The organism is Brevibacillus sp. HB1.2 (genome assembly GCF_013332495.1).
Classification (GTDB): domain Bacteria; phylum Bacillota; class Bacilli; order Brevibacillales; family Brevibacillaceae; genus Brevibacillus; species Brevibacillus porteri.
Genome location: NZ_JABMIU010000017.1, coordinates 66,635 through 93,559 on the forward strand (window position 1 = coordinate 66,635; position 26,925 = coordinate 93,559).

General features: G+C 47.9%; 21 protein-coding genes and 1 pseudogene. 19 read left to right on the forward strand and 3 right to left on the reverse strand.

Translation table 11 applies throughout. From position 1 onward, the window contains the following. Positions 1-21: 21 nt before the first annotated feature. Both HPY28_RS26445 and abc-f read left to right on the forward strand, forming a co-directional pair. Positions 22-819: a stalk domain-containing protein gene (locus tag HPY28_RS26445; protein WP_173623799.1), complete on the forward strand. Its 798-nt coding sequence runs from the start codon at positions 22-24 to the stop codon at positions 817-819. A gap of 444 nt (positions 820-1,263) precedes the next feature. Then, positions 1,264-3,189 carry a ribosomal protection-like ABC-F family protein gene (gene abc-f, locus HPY28_RS26450; RefSeq protein ID WP_174231727.1) on the forward strand — a complete coding sequence of 642 codons (1,926 nt, stop codon included), beginning with the start codon at positions 1,264-1,266 and terminating at the stop codon, positions 3,187-3,189. 64 nt (positions 3,190-3,253) lie between these two features. Here abc-f and HPY28_RS26455 read toward each other — a convergent pair whose 3' ends face one another. Then, entirely contained in the window at positions 3,254-4,591 is a 1,338-nt protein-coding gene (locus tag HPY28_RS26455) for an MFS transporter (RefSeq protein ID WP_371813550.1), read from the reverse strand. A 22-nt stretch (positions 4,592-4,613) separates the two neighbouring features. Between HPY28_RS26455 and HPY28_RS26460 the strand changes: the two genes are divergently transcribed. The 13 genes and pseudogenes from HPY28_RS26460 to HPY28_RS26515 all read left to right on the forward strand — a co-directional run bounded on the left by HPY28_RS26460 (position 4,614) and on the right by HPY28_RS26515 (position 17,299). Further along, a complete protein-coding gene (locus HPY28_RS26460; protein WP_069847806.1) occupies positions 4,614-5,012 on the forward strand; it encodes a hypothetical protein in 399 nt (132 codons plus the stop codon). After that, entirely contained in the window at positions 5,009-5,215 is a 207-nt protein-coding gene (locus HPY28_RS26465) for a YqgQ family protein (protein WP_017250598.1), read from the forward strand. The genes HPY28_RS26460 and HPY28_RS26465 overlap by 4 nt, the downstream gene beginning before the upstream one ends. Positions 5,216-5,462: 247 nt before the next feature. Continuing rightward, positions 5,463-5,882 (forward strand): annotated as a pseudogene (locus HPY28_RS30585) (DUF4280 domain-containing protein); the annotation flags it as partial. After that, entirely contained in the window at positions 5,880-6,785 is a 906-nt protein-coding gene (locus tag HPY28_RS30990; RefSeq protein ID WP_371813551.1) for an EndoU domain-containing protein, read from the forward strand. The pseudogene HPY28_RS30585 and the gene HPY28_RS30990, both read left to right, overlap by 3 nt. Positions 6,786-6,800: 15 nt before the next feature. Beyond that, positions 6,801-7,532 carry a hypothetical protein gene (locus HPY28_RS26475; protein WP_174225975.1) on the forward strand — a complete coding sequence of 244 codons (732 nt, stop codon included), beginning with the start codon at positions 6,801-6,803 and terminating at the stop codon, positions 7,530-7,532. Positions 7,533-7,720: 188 nt separating this feature from the next. Further along, the gene (locus tag HPY28_RS26480; RefSeq protein ID WP_174231729.1) at positions 7,721-8,308 is read left to right on the forward strand and encodes a DedA family protein; all 588 of its coding nucleotides are present in this window, start codon (positions 7,721-7,723) and stop codon (positions 8,306-8,308) included. Between the two features lie 214 nt (positions 8,309-8,522). Further along, entirely contained in the window at positions 8,523-10,565 is a 2,043-nt protein-coding gene (locus HPY28_RS26485; protein WP_106836010.1) for a methyl-accepting chemotaxis protein, read from the forward strand. A 161-nt stretch (positions 10,566-10,726) separates the two neighbouring features. Further along, a complete protein-coding gene (locus HPY28_RS26490; RefSeq protein ID WP_173623756.1) occupies positions 10,727-12,142 on the forward strand; it encodes an NAD(P)/FAD-dependent oxidoreductase in 1,416 nt (471 codons plus the stop codon). Continuing rightward, positions 12,139-12,978, forward strand: a complete 840-nt coding sequence (locus HPY28_RS26495) for an NAD(P)/FAD-dependent oxidoreductase (RefSeq protein WP_173623755.1) — start codon at positions 12,139-12,141, stop codon at positions 12,976-12,978. Before HPY28_RS26490 ends, HPY28_RS26495 begins: the two co-directional genes overlap by 4 nt. 24 nt (positions 12,979-13,002) lie before the next feature. Beyond that, positions 13,003-13,470 carry an SRPBCC family protein gene (locus HPY28_RS26500; RefSeq protein WP_238144500.1) on the forward strand — a complete coding sequence of 156 codons (468 nt, stop codon included), beginning with the start codon at positions 13,003-13,005 and terminating at the stop codon, positions 13,468-13,470. Positions 13,471-13,489: 19 nt separating this feature from the next. Further along, the gene (locus tag HPY28_RS26505) at positions 13,490-14,260 is read left to right on the forward strand and encodes a DeoR/GlpR family DNA-binding transcription regulator (RefSeq protein WP_015892544.1); all 771 of its coding nucleotides are present in this window, start codon (positions 13,490-13,492) and stop codon (positions 14,258-14,260) included. A gap of 24 nt (positions 14,261-14,284) precedes the next feature. Then, positions 14,285-15,754 carry an amino acid permease gene (locus HPY28_RS26510; protein WP_174225971.1) on the forward strand — a complete coding sequence of 490 codons (1,470 nt, stop codon included), beginning with the start codon at positions 14,285-14,287 and terminating at the stop codon, positions 15,752-15,754. A gap of 24 nt (positions 15,755-15,778) precedes the next feature. After that, the gene (locus HPY28_RS26515; protein WP_174225970.1) at positions 15,779-17,299 is read left to right on the forward strand and encodes an FGGY family carbohydrate kinase; all 1,521 of its coding nucleotides are present in this window, start codon (positions 15,779-15,781) and stop codon (positions 17,297-17,299) included. Positions 17,300-17,362: 63 nt separating this feature from the next. Here HPY28_RS26515 and HPY28_RS26520 read toward each other — a convergent pair whose 3' ends face one another. Both HPY28_RS26520 and HPY28_RS26525 read right to left on the reverse strand, forming a co-directional pair. Then, complete coding sequence (locus tag HPY28_RS26520; protein ID WP_173623752.1) at positions 17,363-17,821, reverse strand: NUDIX hydrolase; 459 nt, start codon at positions 17,819-17,821, stop codon at positions 17,363-17,365. 15 nt (positions 17,822-17,836) lie between these two features. Further along, positions 17,837-17,992 carry a hypothetical protein gene (locus tag HPY28_RS26525; RefSeq protein WP_167403233.1) on the reverse strand — a complete coding sequence of 52 codons (156 nt, stop codon included), beginning with the start codon at positions 17,990-17,992 and terminating at the stop codon, positions 17,837-17,839. Between the two features lie 129 nt (positions 17,993-18,121). On the opposite strand from HPY28_RS26525, the gene tkt reads away from it, so the two are divergent. The 4 genes from tkt to HPY28_RS26545 all read left to right on the forward strand — a co-directional run bounded on the left by tkt (position 18,122) and on the right by HPY28_RS26545 (position 26,890). Further along, positions 18,122-20,128, forward strand: coding sequence for a transketolase (gene tkt / locus HPY28_RS26530; protein WP_174231730.1), 2,007 nt, complete (start codon positions 18,122-18,124; stop codon positions 20,126-20,128). A gap of 170 nt (positions 20,129-20,298) precedes the next feature. After that, complete coding sequence (locus tag HPY28_RS26535) at positions 20,299-22,815, forward strand: PBP1A family penicillin-binding protein (RefSeq protein WP_174225968.1); 2,517 nt, start codon at positions 20,299-20,301, stop codon at positions 22,813-22,815. 101 nt (positions 22,816-22,916) lie between these two features. After that, on the forward strand, positions 22,917-23,267 hold the full coding sequence (locus tag HPY28_RS26540; protein WP_007721499.1) for a hypothetical protein: 351 nt from the start codon (positions 22,917-22,919) through the stop codon (positions 23,265-23,267). 305 nt (positions 23,268-23,572) lie between these two features. Beyond that, the gene (locus tag HPY28_RS26545) at positions 23,573-26,890 is read left to right on the forward strand and encodes a collagenase (protein ID WP_174231731.1); all 3,318 of its coding nucleotides are present in this window, start codon (positions 23,573-23,575) and stop codon (positions 26,888-26,890) included. Positions 26,891-26,925: the final 35 nt, after the last annotated feature.

Genomic DNA, 26,925 nt, shown 5'->3' on the forward strand with positions numbered 1-26,925 from the left:
ATCAGGGATGGAGGAACAACAATGAAAGGCAAATCGATTTTGGCAGTTGCATTGACACTCCAGATGTTGGCAGCTTACCCTGTGCAGGCGGCAGGGGCTAGCACAGCACAAACAGCGACAACTGCGATCTTAGTAAACGGAGAGCAATCTACCTTGGCAAAAGAACCGATTCTCGTCCAGCAGCGTACGTATGTCTCTGCCGAGGATGCGAGCCGGATTTTAGAAGGCACTTGGAAACAAGACGCAACGAATGGAGAAATGAAGCTGGCAAAAGGTACGCTGACGTTTCAACTGGCTTCAGGAAAAGTAGCGTTGAATGGCAAGTCGCTGCAAGATGGGCAGGGCGCAATCGTGCGTGACAAGCAAGTGTATTTGCCGTTGAGATGGATGGCAGAGCAGGCCGGACATCAAATCACGTGGAATGCCGAGAAAAAGGCGGTGGAAATTGTGATGGCCGGAGAAGAGAGTGGCTTTACGCTTGTTGATGCCGATAAGCTGACGGAACAGGAACGTACATTTATTGACTCGGTAAAAGAACAGCAAGGCATTCACAAGCAGGGAGATCTTTATGTCATCGCACGCGGGTCCTCGCCGAATCCTGGCTACGGACTGCAAGTAACCAAAGTCGAGCAGAGCTGGGAGCAGCTTTTTGTGTATGTCAAACAAACGCTGCCTGATCCGGGGAGAATGTACCCGCAAGTGATTTCCTATCCGTACTTGGCGGCAAAAGTGAAGCTGCCACCTTACACGACGATTGTCTTCCTGGATGCTGAGACGAAGAAGCCACTGTTTGCCACAGACGGCAACGGAAGTCGATAAGAAAATCGGGCAAACGACGCGCAGGGTCTGCTATAGCAGGCCCTCTTGTTTTTGTGTGGCTCCTGATGTAAGATATGGTTGTGATTTCCTATCCCTTGAGAAATGGAGGTGTGTGTACGTGTTCGGAACTCTGCAAGCATGGTTTGTGGTAGAAACTTCCAGTATGACGCATGATTTTGTATTCAACGGGACCAGTCTGTCCTTTTTTGCGCATACAACTGAACGGAGTTTCCATAGGCGTACCATGCATCGATCAGGGACGATTTGTTCTTGTCTATAATGGGTAACTGACGTAAGGTCGGTCCCTTTCACGATGCCGCAGGTAATGGCCTGCGGCTTTTTTGCGTCCACTCGCACGTGCGGGGTGGTCTCAAAAATTGTGCCGGGGCCACCAGGAAATCCATTATTTTGAACCGTTACCAACATTTCAAGGAGGAAACAATCATGATTATTGTCGCAACGCAGCAATTGCAGAAATCGTACGGAGCAGATCCGGTTTTACAAGATATCAAGTTGGAAATCAAGGCAGGAGAACGCGTTGGGATCGTCGGACCGAATGGAGCAGGCAAAACCACGTTGTTCAAGCTGCTGGCAGGTATCGAGGGCCCCGATTCGGGTGAGCTTTTTCGGGCAAAAGGAACGATTTGGGCGTACCTACCGCAAACGCCGCAGTATCCGGCTGAGTGGACGGGGACGGATGTTGTAGCCAGCGCGTTTGCCGATGTCATCAAGCTACAGGAGCAGATGCGCGAGCTCGAGCAGCAGATGGGGTTGCTTTATGAAAATGAACAAGAGCTAAACCGCCTCATGCTACGCTATCAAAAGCTGCAAGATGAATTTGAACAACGGGATGGCTATCAGTGGGAGACGAAAATGACCCAGGTGACACAGGGCTTGGGCGTTAGTGCAGAACTGTTAGCGACACCTTTTGCCCAACTCAGCGGTGGGGAAAAAACAAAGGCTGGCCTTGCAAAGCTACTCTGCCAGAAAAGCGATGTTTTGCTCTTGGATGAGCCGACCAACCATTTGGATGTGGAGTCGATGGAGTGGCTAGAGGAGTTTTTAAAAAATTATCAGGGTACAATCCTGATCATCTCCCATGACCGTTATTTTTTGGATGCGGTCGTCACGTCTGTCTATCATGTGGACGGAGGAGAAGCCGAATTCTATATCGGCAATTACAGCGCGTTCGCTACGGAGCGTGAAGAACGCTTGCTGCGCCAGTTTGCCGCTTATCAGGAACAGCAGAAGCAAATCAAGAAAATGAAAGAAACGATCAAACGGCTCAAGGAGTGGGGCAATCGTTCCAATCCGCCGAACGAGGCTTTTCACCGAAGGGCAAAAAGCATGGAAAAGGCGCTGGCGCGGATTGAGCGTATCGAGCGACCGAAAATGGAAGCGGATCGCATGGGCTTGCAGTTTATGAAGACCGACCGAAGCGGGCAGGATGTGCTGAAAGCGACGGGGGTACAGAAAACATTTGGCGGAAAACAATTGTTTGCGGACGCTAGCTTTTTGTTGCGCTACGGGGAGCGAAAAGCGCTGCTTGGACCAAATGGCTGCGGGAAATCTACGTTGATTCGCATGCTACTAGGAGAGGTTGAGCCAGACGTAGGTACGCTCAAAATTGGCAGCAGCGTTAAGGTGGGCTACTTGTCACAGCAAGCTTTGGAAGGGGATCAAAATCAGCGGCTGATTGACGTTTTCCGTGAGGTAGCCAGAGTGACAGAGCCGGAAGCACGACATTTACTGGCGCGGTTTATGTTTTACGGCGAACAAGTTTTCAAGCGGATCGGGCAGTTGAGCGGCGGAGAGCGGATGCGACTGCGCTTGGCCCAAATGATGCATCAGGAAATCAACCTGCTCATTCTAGACGAACCGACCAACCATCTGGATATTGAAGCGCGAGAAACATTGGAGGAAGCGTTGGCGGATTTTCACGGATCGTTGTTTATCATCTCGCATGATCGCTATTTCCTGCAAAAGATGGCAGATGGTGTGTTTTGGGTGGAAAATAAGCGGCTGGTTCACGATGTGGGTACCTATGAGGAAGCAAGGGAAAAGCAAAAGCAGCGGATCGCAGCTCGTGCCAGTAAGCTGGAGGAACTAGAGCGAAAGCAGCCAGCAGTCAAGCAAGTTCAAGAGACGGCCGTGACGAATGCGACAGCCAAACGTCCGAATCCATACAAGCTGGCAGAGCTTGAACAAAAAATAGCTTTGTTAGAAGAAAGAAAAGGTGAATTGACAGCCTTGCTCCAAAGTGAAGGGGCAGATTATGAGCAGTTAGTGGCTTGGCAACAATCGGTCAATCAGGTGCAGCAGGAGATAGACGGAACCTTTTCGGTTTGGATGGAGCTACAGGAACAGTAGGCTGCAATAAAAATAGCACCGCCAGCAAAGTGTTGAATGCTGGCGGTGCTTCATTTTGTATCGCTTACGATTGTGCTTGAGTGCTTGGCTCTGGCAGGCGACGATAGCCGCTGACGAACCAGAGAAGGAGCAATACCATCAAGACTCCTCCGAGGAAGAACGGACCGCTGTGGGAGACCTGGTAAACCGCTCCACCAGCTAATGGACCCAAGATTCGTCCAAGGCTGTCCATCGAGCTGATTGCCCCACTCGTTACGCCTTGTCCTTGCGTCGTCCGTTGGGTGATCATTGCTGTGGCTGTCGCTCTGATCATTCCTTGTCCCGCTCCGAATAACGAGAGGATCAGCGCCAGCACCCAAAAATTACCCGACAACGGAATGGCAAAAAATCCAATGCCGTAAAGAATCATCCCAATGACGAGGACGCTTGCTTCCCCTAGCTGCTTGACCATTCTTCCGATGAGCCCGCCTTGTACCGCGGCAGCGATCAAGCCCATGACGAGAAACATATAGCCGAGGTCTTTGGAGGTAAAACCGTACAAATCACTTATGTACAGGGCAAAAGTCGTTTCCAGTCCGGAAAAAGCAAAGGAGACGGTGAACAAAATACCGTACAGCAAGGACATGGAACCAAACAAAGAGACAAGCGGATTTTGCCGCTGTTCTTTTTGTAGATTCGCCCGCTTTTCTTTCGGCAAGCTCTCCGGCAAGGCAAACAGGATCAGGAAAAACGTAAGCAACGCCACGATACCCGAAGCGTAGAAGGGAACGGCAAAGCCGAATTCACTGAGCAGTCCACCAATTACCGGACCGAAGACAAAGCTTAGTCCAATCCCGGCGCCAATGATTCCCATCCCTTTTGCACGTTCTTCTGAAGGGAAGAGATCCGCCACCATAGCGGTTACGGTTGGCAATGCGGCAGCCGAGACGATTCCACCCAAAATGCGATACAGGAGCATTTCCGTATAACTGTCAGCTAGTCCAAACAGGATAAAGGTGATGGAAAAGCCGAACAGCCCGAATGATATGAGTGGCTTTCGCCCGATTCTGTCTGAAAGTGCTCCCCAAATCGGTGCAAACACCAGCTGCATAATATTGTAGCTGGCAAAAAGCACGCCGATTTGAAACGATGTCGCACCCAATTTTTCCGCGAAAAAGGGAAGAATGGGGATAATGATGCCAAAACCGAGCATGATGAAAAAAGCAATAAAGAACAAGAGGGCAAGGTGCTTCTTATTCACTACGTCTACCTCTTTTCGCACAAAAATCTTTTCAAGCGGATTGTTTGCTTTTTCCACCTTACGTGAAGGAAAAGGTGAAGTCAAGCCAGCAACGTGGGCAGTTCTGGCGAGACGTGCTATAATAGAAAAGAAATAAGAATGGCTACTTATATTGTCAAGTATATATCCATGAGGTGTTTGTTACATGTCTACTGCGATGCTTTACTACCTAGCCTGGCATGAAGATGATTGGCTGGATGAAGTGCTCGATCGTTTTCCTGAGATCAACGCCCTTGTGCCTTCGGTCAAAACGTTTGAGTTGCTGGCTAAACAAAGAGAGTCCGGAGAAGTTGAGCGAGCTGTCCTCGTCCTGAATGCGGCTGTCGAACAGGAGAGATGCAAGGAGTTTTTACGCTTGTGTCAAGAACACCCACAGTTGTCCGTGGACCCTTTGTATATCGTCGGATTGAAACCGGAAGAGGAGGAGGCGTGGCAAGAAGCGTATCCACACGCGAAGATCATCGTCATTACCGGCTTTGCTGTCGAGTTTGATTACGATGCCGTCCTCGCCAGGATGGAAATCGATCTGGAGGGAGCTCATTGAAAATAAACCCGAATGAATTCGATTTGAAGGCGTTTCTGCACCGTTTCGGATTGGTTATTTATACTGGCGATCCTGAAGGGGATTTGCTGTTGATAGAAGATGAAATTCGGGAGCTATATGAGCTGAATGTCATTGACAAGGAAGAGTTCATAGAAGCCATGTCAGCGTTGCGCAGCAAGCGAAAGGTTGAGGGAATAGAATAAAGAGTAAGAACGTGTTTGCCAAGCCGTGTGTATGCGGGAGATGGTAAGCACGTTTTTTTATTTTCGATACCCGTTAGTGAAATGTAATTTGGCAACTTTCTACCTATTTTTTCTGATTAGTCCAGTTTCCGATATCTATTATGTGGGCATTATTTCCTTATTTATATATAGATTGGATTTCGGTCGTCATCTCTTAGCACAAGCATCTTCCATCTGTATAGGACCCTTACAGAGAGGAGGAGACTGTATGCCCAATATTGAAGGTATCTCCGTCCAGAAATCGAATGCGGAACGTAAGAGTTATGTGGTTGTTGGTGCTATTTTATCATGCAGCAGCGGAAGTCAGTTAAGTCGGCTGAAAATGCCGTTCAGTCATGGTGTTTTTGTAAAAGGGAAGCCGCAAATGAACATCATGGACTTTGTTCCCAACATTAATATCATGCCATTTGGAAAGTGCAGCAACTTGAAGAATCCCGCTGTCGCTTCTGCTACCGCAGCAAATAACGGTGTACTAACACCGATGCCGTGCACACCTGTGATGACCATGCCATGGATAGATGGCAAGCCGGATAAAGTGGTCGGTGGACACCCCGCATTGCTGAACAAATCCACGAATATGTGTTTCCATTGCGGACTGATCAAGATTGAAGATGATGGGCAGGATTTGGGTGGTGTAACGATAGGGAATCAGTCGTCAGCAAACAGTGGACCTTCAGATGTCGGTTTTGGACAAGGACCTGCTTGCGAGAAGCCACAGGAAAAGCCAACCATGTGGGACAACTTCGTCAAAGGAATATCAAAGCTGGGAGATGTTCCTGCTGCAATGCAAAAAGCGGCAAGTGAGCTGCCAGGAGCTTTGGAGAAAGCCGCAAATGATTTGCCGAAAGGTTTGCAAAAGGCGGCAGAGGATTTACCTAAGGGTGTTAACGTGTTTGTGAGGGAAGGCTATATTGAGCCGATGCAGGAGGACTTGAATACGTTGCGGGATGATAAAATCAATATCGCGGACGGACTTGCGGTTGGTGGGCTTGCTTTGCAAGCACTTACTTTTGGGAGAAGCAAAAACATCGGGAATTTACTCGATGCGTCTAAGAAAAAGAAGAAGGGAACTGGAAATGGTAATGGATGGCAAATGCCAAAAGTTAGGGAGCCGTATGAATTTTTAGATAATACTGCTGAACATATATTTAAGGGAGAAGTCAAAAACACTAAAGCATCGGGATGGCACTATGCCGACGAAGTTCTCCCACCAGGAAACGAGATTATTGAAATTGTTCGAGAGGCAGATAAATATGGAACATCAATAGCAAGAGTAAAAATTAATGGAGTAGAAAAAACGGAGTATTCATCTTTTTTCAGTAATAAATATACGCCAGATGAAGTAGTAGACAAGATTATGGAGGCTCATATGAATAAGAGTAGGCAATTAGATTCCCTAGGTAGACCGACTAATAGATATAGAGGACAAGCAGAAAACGGAATGACCATTGAAATGTATTTGGCTGGTGATGGAACGAATATAAAAGATATAATTACTGCGTACCCATTGCATGAATCCTTATTGCCTTAAATAGGAGGATATATAATGAGCACTCTTGATTTTTCGAAAATAATTTTAAAAGAAAAGATAAGTTGTAGTGAAAATGAGCAAATCATATGCATAGAAGAAAAAAACTTGAATTCTTCTAGGAATCTAAAACAATTGAAATTTATTGCGAATACAAATGGCTTATCGATTAAGATATTGCTGAATATAGAGCAGTACACAGAAGGAATCTATATTTCACCTGTATTCGAGAATATGTGTAAAGGCATGAATATTGACTATGTTGTCATGGATAGCATTATTTTAAAACTTAGTCAGATCACACAAATTATTAAAGAGAATCTGGAAGCGAATCCTGAAGTCCAAAAACAGATATTATCTAGCGGCCAGAAAATTTTACTTGATTCTATGATCATTAATGATTTTGAATCGTATTGTAAACTGAAGGATAAAAAGAACGTCATTGATTCGAAAGACACCATTAATAAAATTTACAGCCAATCGATTCCTACCAACATAGAATTTATTAACTACAAAGAGGAGTTATTTTTATTCGGAGTCTCTGGATTTCATTTGGCAGAATTACTAAAAGAACTAAATATAGCAGATTATGAGTATGATAGAAGTGGCTTTTATATAAAGTTTAAAGAAGAGTCAATGAAAAGGTCAAATGAAGCAACTAGTTTTTTAGCGCATAAATTAGCGGAGGAAGGGTTCATTACTTCTTCTCTGACGCTTGAATTAATGGATTATATGTGGAATGAGGGTTAATCATCCTGATTCCTCATTGAAGTGACTTGATAAACTTAAAAAGCTCATTCCACTTTGGAGGAATGAGCTTTTTTGCGCACTTCGTAAGAAATTCTTCAGAAATCCTTATTCATTTCTTAAGGAATTCTGTCTTCTTTTGAAAGGTTTACCCGTTAGGATAGAGTGCAGAGAGAAAGGAGGCGGCACAGGTGGAGTTTACAGGGTATTACGAGCTATTCTGGGAGATGGTTACAGGCATGCTGGGAAAATTCATTCCTGATGAGATTACGGTCATGACCGTGGGGGCGCAGATTGCCAATACAGGAGCGGACTTTTTTACAGCATTTGCGGTCATATACCCCGTTTTTTTCCTTGTTTCTTACGCGGGGTACTTACTGGGAGCGAAGGCATTTAGCTGGATGGTCCGGAATCTGGGCTTGCGTGCTGATTTCCTGTCGGCATTGCGCGGGTCAATGGGCTGGCTACTTGTTTTTGGTATCTTTCTTCCGATTATTCGTCATATCGTGCCTATTCTCGCCGGTGGCAGCCGAATGCCGTTTCGGCAGTTCCTTCTATTCTTTTTGCCGAGCAGTATCGTTTGGACCTTGCATTACTTTGTCGCAGGCTATTGGTTCTCCGATCAACTGGAAATAATGGTTGCGGGAGTTTATCAATATAGCAAAATTACGTTGACGATCGTTTGTTTCGCAGGGTTTTCGTTCCTCATGATTCGCCAGTTGCAGCGTCTTGGTGGAATGAAAGAACCTCGAACGAATAAGCAACCACCTGTTTCGTAATCGATACGAATTCCTAGAGTACGGCGTCTACTATCCACGAACTTTTCGGATGGCAGGCGCCTTTTTGTTAGGTAGATTTATTTTCTTTAATGTTCTGACGTTTTTAAAAGTTTGTGAAAAAGAAGTTTACATATGGTAATAGTGGGGTAGATTACCAAATGTCGTCGTGTCATGAATTTCCATTTTTTCAATTTGTGTGATTGGAGGCTTTTGCATGAGGAGCATAAAAAATGTGCTGGTAACCATTTTGGCTGCCATCACCATCGGTATTTTTATTCTTCAGCTAGTGTTTGGTTTTCTCCAGTTTGAGCAAATTATCTCGAATGAAGTAGAAGCAAAGCTACAAATGCAGGTAGCCAAAGAGGCGGCTTATCTGAATGGTATGCTGGACAAGACAGGCAAGCTCTCGGAAACACTCACTTATTCTGTCTCTCATGGCTCGAAGGAAACCATCAAGCATCTCGAAGGGACGCTGGTCGATGTCGTAGCGTCTGAGCCGTTGATTGTGGGCGGTGGATTTTGGATGGAGCCATACAGCTTCGACAGCTCGCAAAAGCTGTACGGCAGGTACGCTATCCGCAATAACGACAAAGTAGAGCTCGATCCGGCTTACAGCGACGGTAGCTATGATTATCTTGCGCAGGATTGGTACAAAGCGGGGATGGTTGACAAACCATATGTGTGGACTGAGCCGTATGCCGACCCGATTTCCAAAGTTCCTATGGTTACAGCCATTGCGCCCATTAAAGTGGGAGGCAAGATCAGCGGTACGACGACATTGGATATCGGACTTACGGAGCTTAACAAAAGCATCGAAAATCTAAAGGTTGGCGAAACAGGTTACGGTTTTATCGTTTCCAAATCGGGCATTTACGTTTCCCATCGCGATGCACAAAAGAACTTGCAAGTGAAAATGACGGACGAGTCTGAGACGGGGCTTAAGGACATTGCCCAAAACATTACCGAAGCAACCGCAACGGGGATGATCCAGGCTACCATAGGTGGGCAGAAGCAATACGTCACCTTCGCTCCAATCGGGGAAACGGGCATGACGCTAGCTACTGTCATGCCCGCAGCAGAGATTAATGGGCCGATTACCCAATATCTTTACATCAGTCTGATAATTTTTGGTGTCTCCATCAGCATTTTCCTCGTGTTCTTGTACTGGTTCATTAATCGACAGGTAGCACGTCCACTGCTGCAACTGAAAGCAGGCATCGTTAATTTGGTGGAAAAAAAGGATTTGACCCAGACGATCCCAATCCGGCGAAAGGATGAGATTGGCGACGTAGCGACTGCAGTGAATGCATTCATTGAAGATCTGCACGGAATGATGAAAAATATTAGCGGCTATACCGGTCAAGTAGGAACAGTCTCGGAAACCTCCACAAAGAAGGCTCATGAAGCAAGACTTGCCTTTGGCCAGGTGGCCTCGTCGTTCCAAGAAGTAGCAACCGGCACGGAGAATCAACAGCATAGTGCCGAAGAAAGTGCGCGGGCTATGGAAGAGATGGCGATCGGTATTCAGCGGATTGCCGAAGCCTCCTCCACGATGGCCGAATCATCGAAACATATGGCAAACGAAGCGGTGGCAGGCAACCAATCCGTAGAAAAGGTGTCAGGACAGATGGATTCGATTAATCGATCCGTAAGCCATTCTGCCGATGTCGTTCGTTCGCTGGATAGCCGCTCAGCAGAAATCTCACAGATCGTGGAAGTAATCGCAAGCATCGCATCCCAGACGAACCTGTTGGCACTCAATGCGGCGATAGAAGCTGCTCGTGCAGGTGAACAGGGCAGAGGTTTCGCTGTGGTAGCGGATGAAGTGCGCAAGCTGGCAGAGCAGTCCAACGACTCGGCCAACCAAATTGCCAACCTGATTACCGAAATCCAGCGGGAAACGACGTCAGCGGTACAAGCTATGGATGAAGGAACACGCGAGGTTGAAACGGGAATCCAGATCGCCCATGAAACAGGGGAAGCATTCCGCCGAATCATGGATTCTACCCAGGATGTAGCGGATCAGATTCAGGAAATTTCCTCGGTTGCAGAGCAAATGTCAGCAGCTACGGAACAGGTGACCGCATCCATTTTGCAGTTGTCTTCCATTGCAAAGGAATCTGCCGCAAGTGCATCGAATGTGGCTGCTTCAACGGAAGAACAGCGCATCTCGATGAACCAGCTCTCTACATCCGCGGAGCAATTAAACCAGATGGCAAAGGAATTACAACAAATGATCAACCGTTTCACAATCTAACCGCTGTTTGCAAAAAAATGCAAAATGATGAGCTGCTGCTATCATACGATGGGAGCAGTTCGTTTATTGACAGAAAAATACAAGTCAGAATATAATGAATACGAAATAAAGCAAACAAAAGCAATGTTTTGCAAACAAAAATCCGAGGTTGGTGGAACAGAATGCAAAACCATAAGTACGACGTTGTGGTGATTGGTGGTGGAGTAGTCGGTACAGCCATATTACGCGCCCTTTCGTTTTATCAACTGAAACTGCTTTTAATCGAGAAGCAGCCTGACGTTTGTGAAGGGACAAGCAAGGCGAACAGTGGGATTGTTCATACCGGGTTTGATGCAAAGCCAGGCACGGTTGAGGCAGAGTGCCTTCGCCGCTCCCGCAGCTTATGGCCGATATTGGTTGAGAATCTGAGAATCCCCTTCATTCCTTGTGGCGCCGTAATGGTGGCGACAAACGAAGAAGAAAAGCAGATAATCGAAACCACCTATGTTCCCAATGCAAAGGCGAATGACGTAGATGTTCACTGGATGTCTGCTGAGGAGATTCTCGAGATGAATCCCGCTGTGACAGCCAAGGTAACAGGCGGATTGGCAGTGCCAGGTGAAGCAATCTGCGATCCATTCTGGGCCACCAGAGCCTTCGGAGAGATAGCAGTGCTAAACGGTGCGGAGGTTGTTCTTGGGCAAGGCGTCTCCGACATCGAGACAGTACCGGATGGAGAGGACTTGCGCCTTACGCTGGAAAATGGTGAAACGGTCACGACCCGATATGCAGTGAATGCTGCCGGATTATGGTCCGATGAAATTGCCCGGATGGTGGGAGATGAGAGCTTCTCGATTTCACCACGTAAAGGCCAGTTTATCCTGACCGAAGAGGCGATATCCATCTCCTCGATCATCCTGCCTGTTCCTACGAAAACCTCCAAGGGCGTGTTGGTTTCACCAGTCGTGTTCGGCGGTTTTCTACTTGGGCCAACGGCGGAGGATCAAGAGGACAAATGGGATCGATCCACCTCTCAGGCCGGCATGGAATCGGTACTGGCAGGCTGTGAGAAGCTGGTTCCCGACTCTCGGCAGTTTACTACGATTCGTCAGTTTGCCGGAGTCAGGGCAGTTTGCAGCGAAGGAGATTTTGTCATCCGTCCATCCGCTGTACAGCCACGCATGATTCATGCCGCCGGGATTCGTTCCACTGGACTCTCTGCTTCGCCTGGCATAGCAGAGCTGGTAGCGGCAACTCTCCAGAAAGCCGGGCTTGAGCTGCAAACAAACGAACAGGCACAGCATGCCCTGCCGGATCTATTTTCAGAAGAGCAGGAAACAGGAGAAATCATTTGTCTGTGCCGCTCCATTACCCGGAGTGAGATCGTCAATTCCTTAAAGCGTCCACTCACCCCACAGACCATTGATGGAGTGAAGCGGCGGACGGGCGCCACCTTAGGAGAATGCCAAGGAAACTGCTGTATTCCCAAAATCATCGATGTTATGGCCGAGACCTATCCTGAACACACCGGGAAGCAGCCTTTAAAAGGAGTAAGAAACTCCTATCTAGCTGTAGCACAAGGAGAGAAGCAGGCATGATGTATGAATTGGTGATCATTGGAGCAGGAATCTCGGGATTGACAGCAGCCCTTTCAGCGTGGGAAAGAGGAGTCAGCTCTGTTCTGATGATCGATTACCAGAAGAGAAGAGGTGGCTTCACCTTACCGTATTGGAGCTCTGATGAGTTTGCTCCAGAACGGGAACTGCTGGAAAAAGCCGCGTCCCTTCGCTACGAGATTCACGAACAATCAACTGTCGTCGGTTTTTTCCCAGGGGCAAACGGTCAACTGCACCAGTTGTACGTCCAATCGCCGATGGGCACCTATTCTATTGAGGCAAAAAAGGTACTGATCGCCTCAGGCTCGCTGGAAAAACCGCGTGAGGCGCACAAAATTCCGGGGACACGTCCAGCAGGAGTCATGACGCCGATGATGGCGATGCAGTTGATCGAGCGAGGATATCAGCCGGGCCGCAAGATTGTGTTGATCGAGAATGGCAGAATCTCTCGCAGTACAGCGGTCCTTCTGGAAAAAGAGACGAGCAATCTAGTCAAATATGCTGAATCAGATTGGGAGCTTACCTCTATCAAGGGATTGTCCCGTGTAGAAGGAGTACAGCTGCGAAATCGGATGACGGATGAGATAGACGAAGTGGCGTGCGATACGCTCATTTTTGCAAAGGGTCGGGTGCCCTGCACGTTTTTCTTGAAAGGAGCGCCAATCGAGCGTGATCAACACGATGCCATTATCGTAGATGCCACGGGGAAAACGAATTTGCCAGATGTTTATGCAGCAGGGAGCTGTACCTGCCTTGGCGACGATGATCACACCAATTCGATGGAATTGGCGAAAGAAACAGCCAAGCACCTCTTTTAAAGCGATCATCAGAAGGGAGAGTTCATGATGAAGCTATCCGACTCGTTTACCATTCAGGCAAGCAAAGCGGATGTATGGTCCGTCTTTATGGATGTTGAAAAGCTGTCAGGCTGCGTACCAGGCTGCAAAGAAGTAAAAATGAGCAGCCCCACCCGTTATGAAGCGAACATGGAAGTGAAAATACAGTTTATGACGATTCAATTCCGCGTCACGGGGGAATTAAAAGAAGCGGTAGATGGAGAAGCCCTGCAAGTGGAGATGACTGGGCAACCGGTAGCGTTGGCAGGATTGTTCCGCAATCAATTGCACCTTCAGCTAAAAGAGGAACAGCCGGGAACCACACGGGTGCAATATGAGATGGATTTGCAAATGACAGGACGACTGGCATCATTAGGAGATATACTAATGAAAGGGACTGTGAAGAAAAAGGCAGAAGAATTTGCGACGAACGTCCAGACCCTGTTCCAGTCTAGTCAGGAGATTTACAATTAAGAGAAGATGGTGATCATCCATGCTACAAGAAGAAAGACAGCAGCTGATCCTGCAAATGCTACAAGAAAATCAATCCGTTCGTATTGCGGAGCTATGCAGCCGATTAATGGTGACGCGCGAAACAATCAGGCGTGATTTGTATGAAATGGAGCAGCAGGGACTACTCAAAAAGGTGCATGGTGGCGCTATTCTGAATAAAACCAACGTGGAACCTCCTTATGCCAAGCGTAGTGGATTAAACTTGGCGGAGAAGGAGGCGATTGCGGTCGCCGCAGCCTCCTTGGTGGAGGACGGCGACGCGATCTATATTGATTTGGGCACGACGACACAATTGTTCGCCAAACACCTTTACCATAAAAAAGGAATTACGGTGATAACCAATGCGCTACTGGTGGCATTGGAACTATCTCATCACCCGGATGCGAAGGTGATCATGAGTGGGGGTGAATTGCGCGCAGGGGATCTGGCCATGTCCGGTCCGATCGCCAGGAAAAGCCTCGAGGGTTTGTTTGTAGACAAAGCGTTTATTGGTGTGGGGGGATTGGCAGCAGAAACTGGTTTTACGGATTACCATGTGGGCGAGTCAGACATCAGGCAGCTGATGCTTACAAACGCCAAAGAAACATATGCACTGATTGATCATTCCAAAATAAATGTAACCGCTTTTATGAGGGTGGCAGAGCTATCCGACATCGACGTAGTCATTACAGATGAGGAACTACCCCAATCTCTTGCTGGGCGACTCGCTCAGGAAGGATTGCAAGTCATCGTTGCTAAGACATCCGTGTAAAGCAAATGGTGAGGGAGGCAATCAATGGTGAAACAATCGGTACAAGCAAATGATTCGCAAGATATGCAAACGTATCATTATAAGCAAGAATTGAGACGGACATTAAAACTGTTCAGTTCGTTTGCCGTCGCGTTTTCTTTCATTTCCATTACCACAGGCATTTTTAGTAATTATGGATTTGTGCTTAGTACGGCAGGGCCGGCTGGTATCTGGACCTGGCCGATTGTAACCATTGGGCATTTGTTAGTTGCCATTATTTTTGCAGAGCTGGCTGGACGCATTCCATTGAGCGGTTATTCCTATCAATGGGTGACACGTCTTGCCAACCCGGGGCTTGGTTGGTTTGCTGGCTGGATTGCCTTTTGCTTTCTCGTTATCGTGGTTCCAACTGTTGACTATGCGCTGGCGCCCATCATTGCCGAGATGTTTGGCTGGGATACAGGCTCCAAAACGCTGATCTGGATCGTAATTGGTACACTGGTCGTACAAGCTTTATTAAACATTTATGGAGTGAAGCTGGCTACTCGTATTAATGATATCGCCGTATACACTGAAGTGATCGGTATGGTCGGGATCGTTGTGGTGCTGGGGGCAGTGGTGATGTACAACGGGGCAAATTGGAGCATGCTGACCGATATGGGTACCGCTGCGACTCAATCGGACAGTTCATACCTAGGCGCTTTTATCATGGCTGCGCTGATGGGTTCCTTTACATTGGTAGGTTTCGAGGCTGCTGCGAATCTCTCTGAGGAGACGATCAATGCAAAGAAAACGGTTCCTCGTGCCATGATTTTATCCGTATTACTAAGTGGTATGATCGGTTTCTTGCTGTTGATCGTCATTTCAGTTGCCATCACGGATCTGCCGGCTGTGCTCGGTGTAGCGAATCCGATTCCGTACATTTTGCAAACAAGTCTTGGCTCTGCTGTATCCAGCTTCTTTTTGGTGCTTTGCCTCATCTCCATCTTCGCGTGCGGCTTGATCATCATGGCTTCCGCTTCCCGACTCATCTATGCGTTGTCACGCGACAATGTATTCTTCGCTTCCTCCATCTTCAAGAAGGTATCACCCCAGACTTCCGTACCAACAAACGCAGTTTTACTCGTTTTAGTGCTAGGCATTCTCGCTGTGTTATTCGCAGATTCCCTAACCCTTCTGGTAGGGGCCACCTCGGTTCTACCTGCCCTTCTCTATCTGACAACGATTGCTGCTTATGCCTGGAAACGCAAGGAACTGCCCAAATCGAAGTACTTTGACCTGGGCAAGTGGCGCACACCGCTCACTTTCCTTGCTATCGCTTGGTTGATCTTTGAAATTGGCATCTTGACCATTCCGAAAAATTTCCATAGCGTAGCGATCGTCGCAGCTACCTTGCTGGCTGTTGGCGTCATTTTGTATCATCTGCTGTTCCGCAAAGGGATTATGGAGGGCCGTATTGGTATTAAAGACAGAACATTCCGATTTGATGAAGAGAAAGAAGATCATTCAGCCTAGAATAATGAAAAAGGAGTCTGCTGTATGGAGAAGTATTTGCTGTCGATCGATCAGGGAACAACTGGGACCAAGGTGCTACTGGTAAATCACCTTGGAAGGGTTGCTGCTGAAAGCTATCAGAAGCACACGCAATATTATCCACAATCCGGATGGGTGGAGCATAACCCGGAGGAGATATGGGAAAAGGTCTTGATGGGTGTCGCTGACGTGCTGCTCAAGGGACGTATCGAACCTGAGCAGGTGGAAGCGGTAGGCTTAGCTAATCAGGGAGAAACGGTCGTCTTCTGGGATTCGGTCAGCGGAGAGCCGCTTTATCCGGCTGTCGTCTGGTCGTGCCGCCGCTCCGATCAAATCGCCGAGCGTTGGAAGGCGGATGGTGTGTGGGCACAGAAGGTAGCCGAGAAAACCGGACTTTTGATTGACCCGTATTTTTCTGCGACTAAGATTAGATGGATGATGGAGGAAGTGCCTCTGGTGCAAGAAAAGATCCGACAGCGGCAGGCTTATTGCAGCACGCTTGACTCTTGGCTGATCTGGCAGATGACAGGAGGTGCCTCGTATGTAACCGATGCTTCCACCGCTGCCCGAACGCTGTTGTTTGCTCATCGGCAGGGGAATTGGGATGAGGAAATATTGCGGTATTTGGAGATAGAGGAAGACTGGTTACCGCAGGTTCGTCCAACAGTTGGCTTGTTTGGCCGTACAGATCCGGTTACATTTTGCGGCATTCAAGCACCGATTCTCGTCAGCCAGGTGGATCAACCAGCCGCCCTTTACGGTCATCTCTGCATAGAGCCGGGTATGTCCAAATGCACGTATGGCACGGGCTGCTTCGCTTATATGAACGTGGGAAACGAACCGCCTGCTACGAAAGAGAGCGGACTCTTGACGACGCTTGTCTGGAAACGCGGGGCCAAGCATACTTATGCGCTGGATGGAGCGATTTATGCGGCGGGGTCTGCTGTCGAATGGGGCAAGGAGCAGCTTGGGCTGTATCAGGATATAGACGAGCTGCAACGATGGTCGGAGCAGTGGTATGAAGAGCTGCACAAAGGAGAAGCCCCAACCAATCTTTTATTTATCCCGGCATTGAATGGGATCGGCACGCCATACTGGAACTCGGAGGCGAGAGGGGTGTTTCTCGGACTCTCCCAGCATACTGACCGACCGCTGATGGCAAAAGCGATGCTGGAAGGGATCGCTCACCGTGTAGCGGATGTGTTTGTCACAATGGAACAGGCAGTCGCACAAAAGATTTCGGTTTTGCGTGTAGATGGCGGCTTGACGGACAATCCGTATTTGATGCAGTTTCAGGCAGACCTGCTGGGTGTTCCGATTGAGGTGCCCCAGATCAATGAAACAACAGCGATGGGGATTGCGTTTCTACTCGGGGAAGAGTGCGGCTGGTGGTCGGTGAACGATTTAGAAGCGCGAATGAAGGTAGGGCGTCGCTATGAGCCGCAGATGGACGAAGCGGTGAGGGAAAGACTGCGTGCTCGTTGGAACAAGGCGATTCACCTTCTGTTACAAGTAAGCGAAGGATAATGTGAAAAAGCAACCAAACTGCCAATGCGAGCACAATGCTTTTGGCGGATTGGTTGCTTTTTATTACTTCTTCAAGTCGAATGCAGGCTCCCAGCCAAAGCTGTCAAACCACTGCTTTCGTCTAAAGTTCGAGAGAGCTTGTCTCACATAAGGAATGACGTTCGGGGGTAATTTATCCATGTCCACCCATACGAGCTCATCGCATTTATTCGGCTCGGCATTGATAATTTCTCCGCGCCATTTTGTGGCAGCGACAAAAAAATCGATGCGCTCATCATTGGAGCGACGATGCATGACGCCTACCATCTCCAAGCTCGCTGGATCGATGTCAATTCCGCATTCTTCTTTTGCCTCGCGGATCGCGGCTGTCTTCACTTCTTCATTCCCATCCAGATGTCCAGCGGGAACACTATAATTGCCGTCTTCGTAGCCGGTATTGTAGCGGCGTAATAACAGGACTTGCGCACCCTTCACTAGGAAAAGGTGAACGGCTACCTGCATCGCGAAGCGCTCTATCTGCATGCGAATTCTCCTCTATTAATGATATTCTTCCGGGCGATGATTCTCGGCAGCCTGTCTACGGCGTTCCAGTCTGTTTTTTTTCAATATAGGTGAGCTGGTCAAGCCCATAAGCAGCATAATAATTCCAGCAGCACCCAGGACGATTCCGATTATAAGATAAAGCCAATTCATTGAAAAAGACCTCCTTCATTCATGCAAAGCGAACATGATTCTAAATGGGAACTATGCTATAATGGCACAGTGTGTTTTTACCCGATACTCGGTAGTTATTTCTAGAAAACGCAGGGAGGATTTTGCGAGATGACTCAGCATACGTCTGTTGATCAGCTATCCATTAATACCATCCGCACGTTGGCGATTGATGCCATCGAGAAGGCGAATTCCGGTCACCCGGGAATGCCGATGGGGGCAGCCCCTATGGCACATGTACTGTGGAGCCGCTTTATGAAAGTAAATCCGAGCAATCCAAAATGGATTGACCGTGACCGTTTTGTCCTCTCAGCAGGACATGGCTCTATGCTATTATACTCGATGTTGCATCTGATGAAATACGATGTTTCACTGGAAGACCTACATAACTTCCGTCAATGGGGCAGCAAAACGCCTGGTCACCCTGAGTTTGGACACACAGCGGGTGTTGACGCGACAACGGGTCCTCTGGGACAAGGGATCGCGATGGCTGTCGGTATGGCGATGGCTGAAAAGCACATGGCAGCTGTTTACAACCGCGACAATTTTGACATCGTTGACCATTACACATACGTAATCTGCGGCGATGGTGACCTGATGGAGGGTGTATCCAGCGAGGCTTCTTCTCTGGCTGCTCACTTGAAACTGGGCAAAATGATCGTGCTCTACGATTCGAACGATATCTCTCTGGATGGGGAGCTTTCCCGTTCCTTCTCTGAAAACGTAGCGGATCGCTATCAAGCGTATGGTTGGCAATACATTCGCGTAGAAGACGGCAATGATCTGGCTGCTATTGACGCGGCTATCGCAGAAGCGAAAAAAGATTTGGATCGTCCTACCTTGATCGAAGTAAAAACCGTCATTGGATACGGAAGCCCGAACAAAGGCGGCTCCAGCTCTTCTCACGGCGCTCCGCTTGGAAAAGACGAAGTGAAGCTGACAAAAGCAAACTACGAGTGGCACCATGAAAGTGAGTTCCACGTACCACAAGAAGTGACTGACTTCTTTGCAGGCTTGGCTGATGCTGGAGAAAAAGCAGAAGCTGCTTGGCGCGACCAGTTTGCTGCTTACGCAAAAGCGTATCCGGAACTGGCGCTGCAATTTACGACTGCACAAGAAGGTCATCTGCCTGCTGGTTGGGACAACCATATGCCGACGTACGAAGTTGGCGCGAAGCTGGCGACACGCGTTGCTTCCGGTAATGCGATCAATGCATTGGCAAACAGCGTTCCGTTCTTCCTGGGCGGATCTGCTGACTTGGCACATTCCAACAACACGGTGATTAAAGAAGCGGGCAACTTCCTGCCAGGCTCTTACGATGGCCGCAACATTTGGTTTGGTGTTCGTGAATTCGCAATGGGTGCAGCCCTCAACGGTATGGCTCTCCACGGTGGTGTAAAAGTATACGGCGGTACGTTCTTCGTATTCTCCGACTACGTGCGTCCGGCGATTCGCCTCTCTGCACTGATGAAGCAGCCAGTTGTGTACGTATTTACACATGACTCGATCGCAGTTGGTGAAGACGGACCAACGCATGAGCCGATTGAGCAGCTCGCTTCCTTGCGTGCGATGCCAGGCTTGACCATTCTTCGTCCGTCTGATGCAGTAGAAACGAACGAGGCTTGGAAATATGCTGTATCCCGCACAGATGAGCCAGTTGTACTGGTGCTGACTCGTCAAAATCTGCCAGTCCTGCCTGAGACCGTTGAGAAAGCGGCAGAAGGCGTGAGCAAAGGTGCGTATGTGCTTGCAGATGCGCCAAGCGGCAACCCGCGACTCATCCTGTTGGCAACTGGTTCTGAAGTATCCCTCGTGATGCAGGCGCGTGAGCAACTCCTCGCGAAAGGTATTGAAACACGCGTTGTTTCCATGCCGAGCTGGAACCTGTTCGAGCGTCAACCGAAAGAGTATCGCGACGCTGTAATTCCACCGGCTGTAAAAGCACGCGTGGCGGTAGAAATGGGCTCTCCAATGGGTTGGGAGCGTTACGCTGGCGATAGCGGTACAGTCATCGCAATCGATCAGTTTGGCGCATCTGCACCAGGTGAGCGCATCATGAAGGAATACGGCTTCACGGTAGAAAACGTTGTGGCTGAAGCAGAAAAACTGCTGAAATAAATCGTTAACCTTTAGGAAAAAGCCTATCTTCTGTTTCAGGAGATAGGCTTTTCCAGTGACAAACGGAATTTTGTATGGAATGATAGACTACAACCCAAAACAGAAACTTTTTTGAAATGGAACCGTCTATATAAGATGTGGGGGAGAGAGAGAAGACCAGGAGGTAAATAATGGCAGCAAAGGCCAAGAAGAAAGTCAGGAAGAAAAAGAACAACTTGCTGATGATTGCCGTATCGTTTGCAATATTCCTTTTCCTTAGTGTAATTGGGGGCTACTTCGCCCTGTTGTATGCGGGAGATCGGATGATTGAGCAAAACGTACAAAAGCTACAGGACTTAAAAGCAGAACCAACTGTCATTTACGACAAAAACGGGAAAGAAATGACGAGTCTGATTCGTCAGAAGAACCGTATATACAAACCGATTAATGAAATGCCAAAGACTCTGATCAATGCTTTCCTCGCCGTAGAGGATAAGCGCTTTTATGAACACAAAGGCGTCGATATGGTCCGGATCGGTGGCGCCATCGTCAATGACATCAAAAAAGGATCGTTAGCTGAAGGGGGAAGTACCATTACCCAACAGCTGGCAAGAAACGTCTTTCTCACCCTAGACCAAACGTTCTGGCGTAAAACAAAAGAAATGAGTATCGCGATTGGCTTGGAGCGCAAATATTCGAAGGATCAAATTTTAGAGATGTACTTGAACCGCGTTTATTTGGGCGAAGGGGAATTTGGGGTAGAGGATGCTGCCCAGTATTACTTCGGCAAGTCGGTAAGCGATGAAAAGTTTACTGTTGCGGAAGCAGCGATGCTGGCGGCCATTCCAAAAGCACCGACCACTTATTCACCTTTTAACAATCCGGAAAAAGCGAAACTGCGTCGAGACACCGTTATTCGTCTGATGTATGAGCAAGGAATCATTACCGATGAGCAAAAAGAGGCAGCGCAAGCAGAGGCGTTGCCGACCGAACCGCATGAAGTGGCGGGTGCGAGCTTGAAAAAAGGCTATCGCGCGTTTTTTGACCATATGGTGGAAGAATCCGAAGCTACGTTTGGCGTGACAGAAGAAGAACTGTACCGCGGAGGCTGGAACATTTACACGACCTTCGATCCGAAAGTACAGGATGCCATGGTAGCGGAATATGCCAACGCCAAAAACTTCCCGAAAGACGGCGCCAAGCGCGGTGTAGAATCATCGATGATTGTCATCGACGCGAAAACGGGCGGAATTGCCGGGATGGTGGGCGGACGCAACTATGCGGCAAAAGGCTTTAACTATGCGACAGACATGAAGCGTCAACCGGGCTCCAGCTTTAAGCCGATCGCGGTGTTCGCTCCAGCAGTCAATAAAGATATCAACAAATGGAACGCGAACTCGCAACTGAGCAACAAAAGGCAGAGCTTCAATGGCTACGAGCCGCGCAACTACAATAACCGATACACGGAAACGGTGAGCATGAACCGGGCGATGATCGACTCTGCGAATATCCCGCCGGTTTGGTTATTAAATGAGATTGGTGTACCAGCAAGTTTGGAATACCTCAAGAAAGTCGGCATTGAGCTGACTCCGAACGATCGAAACCTGGCAATTGCCCTCGGGGGCTTGAGTGTAGGTACATCCCCGCTGGAAATGGCTCAGGCATATACACCTTTTGTGAATGCAGGGGTAGTGTCCGAGGCGCACTCGATCGCCAAGGTTGAGAACAAGGATGAGGGTGTCGTCCGCGAATACCAGCCAAAACAATCTGAGGCACTGAAGCCTGAAGCAGCGTGGGAGATTCACACTATGCTGGAGAAAGCGGTTCAGGAAGGGACAGGGAAGGCAGCGCGTATCTCTGGCCGCCATGTTGCAGGTAAAACCGGTACGACCCAATCGATAGCAGGCGACAGCAAAGCAAACAAGGATGCTTGGTTCGTCGGATATACACCGGAATACGTCGGTGCAGTCTGGATGGGCTTCGATCCGGAGGACAAACAGCATTTGATGCACCAAGGAAGTAGCATGACGGCGCAAATGTTCTCCAAAGTGTTGGGAACAGCCTTAAAAGGTGTGCCGTCATCGGACTTCGTTCGACCAGAAGGCATCGTACAACATAAACAAGAGGAAGTTGAACCGGAAATCCAATTGGCTGCAGACATGACATTGGATAATAACCAATTGAAGGTAGTGCTTAGCTGGATTGGCGGAGCTGAAGGTGGTACGTACGATTTGTACCGCATTAGTGAAAACGGCGAAAGACAACTCATCTCTGCGGGTATGAAGGAAACCTCGTTCGTAGATGTGCTGGATAGTCCAAGACAATATCGTTATCAAGTTGTTCCGAGAAATGCGCAAGGTGAGGAAGGGACACCATCAAAAGAAGTCCCGATCGACTCCAAGAAGCTGGAGAATCTGATTAATCAAGATCCAGGTCATAATGAGGAAGGTAACGATCAAGGACAAAATCCGGGTGGTACGGAAAATGGCAATGGTGAAATTCCACCTGACCAAGGTACCGGAGGAACTGGTGAGCATACAAATAATGGAGATGGTGGGCAATCGCCAAATCCGGGAACAGGTGAGGTTCCACCGGATATCGTGAATCCAGAATCTAGTCAGACAAATGGCTCCTCCAACGGAATCCAATTACCGCCACCGCCACAAGAGGAGGGGCAGAACCAGTTCCCAGATGCATCAAACGGCTAAAGATTAGCCCAGCAAGAACGATTCAAAACCGATTCGACTATTTGCACAGGTTCTTTCGCGTGGTACAATACCAATAAATCGGGAGACAGGGGGGACAGTCCATGTCTGGCTACGCACAAAGAGATCTACCCACATTTTTCAAGGAACAGTTACGCCAAACCAAGGTGAATTTTGAGCGAGCTCTTGACTGTAAACACACCGATTTCGATGATCTTTACCCATACATGAACGAACAGCCACAGTTCTTCTGGTACAAACGTTACGTGGCTTGGTCAGAATTGCTGACCGTCGTACGTCTAGCTGAACAATTGGGTATTGAGTGGACAGAGGATTTCAGTGAGCAGCAGGTAGAATTCATTCAAGGCAAAGTTCTGCAAGGAAAAGTGCTCGATTATTGGAACCCAGAAGAAGAGCAAGAAGAATCGATGAGAGAATTGGAAGAAGAAAAATAGATGTGAAAGTAAAACATGGCGCGTTCCCACTTCCGGGAACGCGCTTTTTTGCGTGTACGAAGCAAAGTTCGCTTTTCATAGTAACGGTGTCTAATATCTTATACATGTTTATGAATATTTGTAAAAAAATGTATACATTCTTACTCTTCTTTTCTGTTATATGTATTGGCACCATAATTGCAATTTTATCAGCATGTATGTTATTGCGTTCCAAATGGAGAGAAGGTGAGTCTGCACAAAACAAAATACGGTTTCCTCGCAACAAACAAAAATGCGGTTACCATTCAAAGGAGGTTTGCTCATTCATGAAGAAAAAGCGTTCCACGGTACACACTAGCCGCATGATGGCTGGTGTCCTTCTCTCGACATCATTTCTATTGGGGATGGTTGGTAGTCCTGTCCAAGCCTTGGCAGTCAACGATTATGCAAGTACGATCGGTAGGGATGGGAGTCAAAACGTTCCGCCTTCTGGAAAATATGTGGAGAGAAAGCTGGACCCGATCACCTCGTTTCAGCATCAATCCAGTGACGAAGCAGGAGAATATCCGCATCCAGTGGAGCCGACCTGGAATGTAGAGGAGCAAGAGCCTTCTAAGGAACAGCAACGGAGCATGAAGGCAAATGTCGAAAAGTACGCGATGTCCGATTTGAACAAGCTCAGCTACGACGAATTGGTCAATGTACTGGTGACGATCAACTGGGAGCAGATTCCTGAATTATTTGATTTTACCCCCGATTCGTATGCCTTTTACAACGATCGTCAGCGCGTTCAAGCCATCATTGACGCATTGCAAGTCAGAGGCACACAATACTCCAGCAGCGATTCCAAAGGAATTGACACCTTGGTTGAGGTGCTTCGCTCTGGATATTACCTCGGCTACTACCATCAGGAATTATCCTATCTCAATCAGAGAAGCGAGCATCAAAAAGTGTTCCCTGCTTTGCAAGCCATTGCAGACAATCCAAATTTTAAATTAGGGACAGATGCTCAAAATGAGGTAGTAGGTGCATTTGGTGGACTTATCGGAAACACTTTTGTAAGCGCTTCCCTCATAGAGAAAGCTGCACCGATCATCCGTCAATACGAAGAACAAATGGATACTTTCATTACGCAGCGGAGTGCGGGTGATGCTGTTTTCCGTATCATGAGCCAGTTTAGCTATATTCTGATGTGGAGAGTGGATGAACCAACCAAGCAACAGGAGTTTTACGGCAAAATAGATACGTATCTGAACGAGTTGGGAAATCTCGCCTTGCATGGCGATACAGATGAAGCGAAAGAATGGGTCCTCGACAATGGTTTTTATCACAGTGCTTATTTGGGAGAATATCATTCCAATCCGAATAAGGGTAACGAGGTCCTCACAGAAGCGTTAGTGCTTTATCCGTATGTGGGACTACAGTATATGCAGGTAGCGAAGCTGATCCAGACGGTCTATGGCGGAAAAGATGCGCAGGGAAGGGACATCCAGTTTAACAAGATTCGTGAGGATGCCATCGAAAAATATCTGCCCAAAGAATATGCGTTTGATGACGGAAGCATCGTCATGAAAACAGGTGGAGATGTCACAGAAGAAAAAGTGAAACGGTTATATTGGGCGGCAAAAGAGGTAAAAGCTCAGTTTCATCGGATGGCAGGACGAGATGAACCGATGGAAGAAGGGAACCCCGACGATATTTTGACCATTGTCCTTTACAATAGTCCTTCAGAGTACAAGATGAACAACCCCCTGTATGGCTATGAAACAGACAACGGGGGTATGTATATCGAGGGGAAAGGAACTTTCTTCACCTACGAACGAACACCGCAGCAGAGTACGTACACACTAGAAGAATTGTTCCGTCATGAGTTCACGCACTATTTGCAAGGGCGCTATGCTATACCTGGTTTGTGGAATGAAGGCCCGATTTACAGAGACGAGAGACTGTCGTGGTTTGAAGAAGGAGGGGCGGAACTCTTTGCAGGCTCCACGCGAACAACAGGTATTCTGCCTCGAAAATCAATGGTCAACAATCTGATTCGCTTTGGACAAAAAAATTGGTACACGGCGTCTCAAACCTTGCACGCACGCTACGGCTCGTGGGACTTTTATACGTATTCATACGCCTTGCAGTATCACATGATGAAAGAGGACTGGAACAAGCTCGATGATATCATGGATTACATAGAGGCCAATAACGTTGACGGTTATGACCAGTTAATCCGTACGCTCAGCAATGATTCAGAGCTAAATCGGGATTACCACCGTACCATGGAATCGTTGGTAGACAGCTATCCTGATCTGACCGTGCCGCTGGTGTCGGATGATTATCTGGTAACGCCGGCCCCCAAAGCAAGTGCGGAAATCTTCCAGGAAATTGAAGATGTCACCGGATTGCAAAATGTGTCTACCAAAAGGCACGATTCAGGGTTCTTCCAAACCTTTACGTTAACAGGGACGTACACGGGTACGCAGGCAGAAGGGGAGAAGAAAGACTGGGAAACGATGAGTCGCATCACAGACGAGTTTCTAACCACACTTACTTCCCATCCATGGAACGGCTACAAAACCGTAACCGCCTACTTTACCAACTACAGAGTAAATGCGTCCAATCAGTTTGAATATGATGTCACCTTCCACGGGGTACTTCCAGAACAAGGAGATGGGGAGAATCAGCCGCCTGTTATTGTCATGAACGGTCCGTCAAAAGCAGCCGTAAACGAGGAGGTTGCATTCAGCAGTAACGGAAGCTCCGATCCGGATGGTAGCATCGTATCCTATCTGTGGGAATTTGGAGATGGCACAAGCAGCAGTGATGCCAATCCTACGCATGTCTACGAAAATCAGGGAGAATATACCGTGAAACTGCGCGTAACGGATGACAAAGGAGCGGTTACTGCGAAATCGATGAGCATCACGATCGAGGAGCAGGGTGGAGAAATTGGAGAAAAGGAACAAGAACCAAACAACAGCTTTTCAGAGGCAAATCTGTTGAAAAGCAATGTGGAATTGAGTGGTCAAACAAGCAAACAAGACGACAAGGACATTTTTGCTTTGAAAGTATTGGGCAACGGAACAGTGAAAATCAACGTATCGAGTGAGCATGATTCTGGTTTGAACTGGGTCGTTCACCACGAGGATGATCTGAATCAATATGTCGCTTACCCCAATACCTCAGGAAAAAAGCTCTCGGGTGAGTTTGAAGCATTTCCGGGTACCTATTATTTGTCCGTGTACAACTTTAACGGTGAAACCATTCCATACAAAGTAACCGCTGAATTGCCAGAAGAAGAATCAGAACCATCCGAAACGGAACCGAACAATTCATTCGATGAGGCTAATGTGCTACGATTGGGCGAAGAGATAAGTGGTCAAACCGATCGTACAGATGACAAGGACACGTACCTCATTCAGGTTAAAGAGGAAGGGATCGTTCAAGTTACGGTAAGTAGCGAGAAGGACGAAGGCTTAAACTGGGTGGTATTCCATGAAGATGATCTCGATACGTATCTGGCCTACCCCGAAAACGTAGGTAAGAAATTGACTGGAGAATTTGAGGCAAAACCAGGGAAATATTACTTGTTAGTCTACAACACGAACAACACGACGATTCCGTACAGAGTTATCGTAAACGCAGAGTAATCCCCCAATTAAACGAAAAAAGCCCCTTCTCCCCC

Bases quoted from the DNA above. Each gene is read 5' to 3' on its own strand.
- HPY28_RS26445 (WP_173623799.1), top strand. From the start codon at position 22: ATGAAAGGCAAATCGATTTTGGCAGTTGCATTGACACTCCAGATGTTG.
- abc-f (WP_174231727.1), top strand. From the start codon at position 1,264: ATGATTATTGTCGCAACGCAGCAATTGCAGAAATCGTACGGAGCAGAT.
- HPY28_RS26460 (WP_069847806.1), top strand. From the start codon at position 4,614: ATGTCTACTGCGATGCTTTACTACCTAGCCTGGCATGAAGATGATTGG.
- HPY28_RS26475 (WP_174225975.1), top strand. From the start codon at position 6,801: ATGAGCACTCTTGATTTTTCGAAAATAATTTTAAAAGAAAAGATAAGT.
- HPY28_RS26485 (WP_106836010.1), top strand. From the start codon at position 8,523: ATGAGGAGCATAAAAAATGTGCTGGTAACCATTTTGGCTGCCATCACC.
- HPY28_RS26490 (WP_173623756.1), top strand. From the start codon at position 10,727: ATGCAAAACCATAAGTACGACGTTGTGGTGATTGGTGGTGGAGTAGTC.
- HPY28_RS26495 (WP_173623755.1), top strand. From the start codon at position 12,139: ATGATGTATGAATTGGTGATCATTGGAGCAGGAATCTCGGGATTGACA.
- HPY28_RS26500 (WP_238144500.1), top strand. From the start codon at position 13,003: ATGATGAAGCTATCCGACTCGTTTACCATTCAGGCAAGCAAAGCGGAT.
- HPY28_RS26505 (WP_015892544.1), top strand. From the start codon at position 13,490: ATGCTACAAGAAGAAAGACAGCAGCTGATCCTGCAAATGCTACAAGAA.
- HPY28_RS26510 (WP_174225971.1), top strand. From the start codon at position 14,285: ATGGTGAAACAATCGGTACAAGCAAATGATTCGCAAGATATGCAAACG.
- HPY28_RS26515 (WP_174225970.1), top strand. From the start codon at position 15,779: ATGGAGAAGTATTTGCTGTCGATCGATCAGGGAACAACTGGGACCAAG.
- HPY28_RS26520 (WP_173623752.1), bottom strand. From the start codon at position 17,821: ATGCAGATAGAGCGCTTCGCGATGCAGGTAGCCGTTCACCTTTTCCTA.
- HPY28_RS26525 (WP_167403233.1), bottom strand. From the start codon at position 17,992: ATGAATTGGCTTTATCTTATAATCGGAATCGTCCTGGGTGCTGCTGGA.
- tkt (WP_174231730.1), top strand. From the start codon at position 18,122: ATGACTCAGCATACGTCTGTTGATCAGCTATCCATTAATACCATCCGC.
- HPY28_RS26535 (WP_174225968.1), top strand. From the start codon at position 20,299: ATGGCAGCAAAGGCCAAGAAGAAAGTCAGGAAGAAAAAGAACAACTTG.
- HPY28_RS26540 (WP_007721499.1), top strand. From the start codon at position 22,917: ATGTCTGGCTACGCACAAAGAGATCTACCCACATTTTTCAAGGAACAG.
- HPY28_RS26545 (WP_174231731.1), top strand. From the start codon at position 23,573: ATGAAGAAAAAGCGTTCCACGGTACACACTAGCCGCATGATGGCTGGT.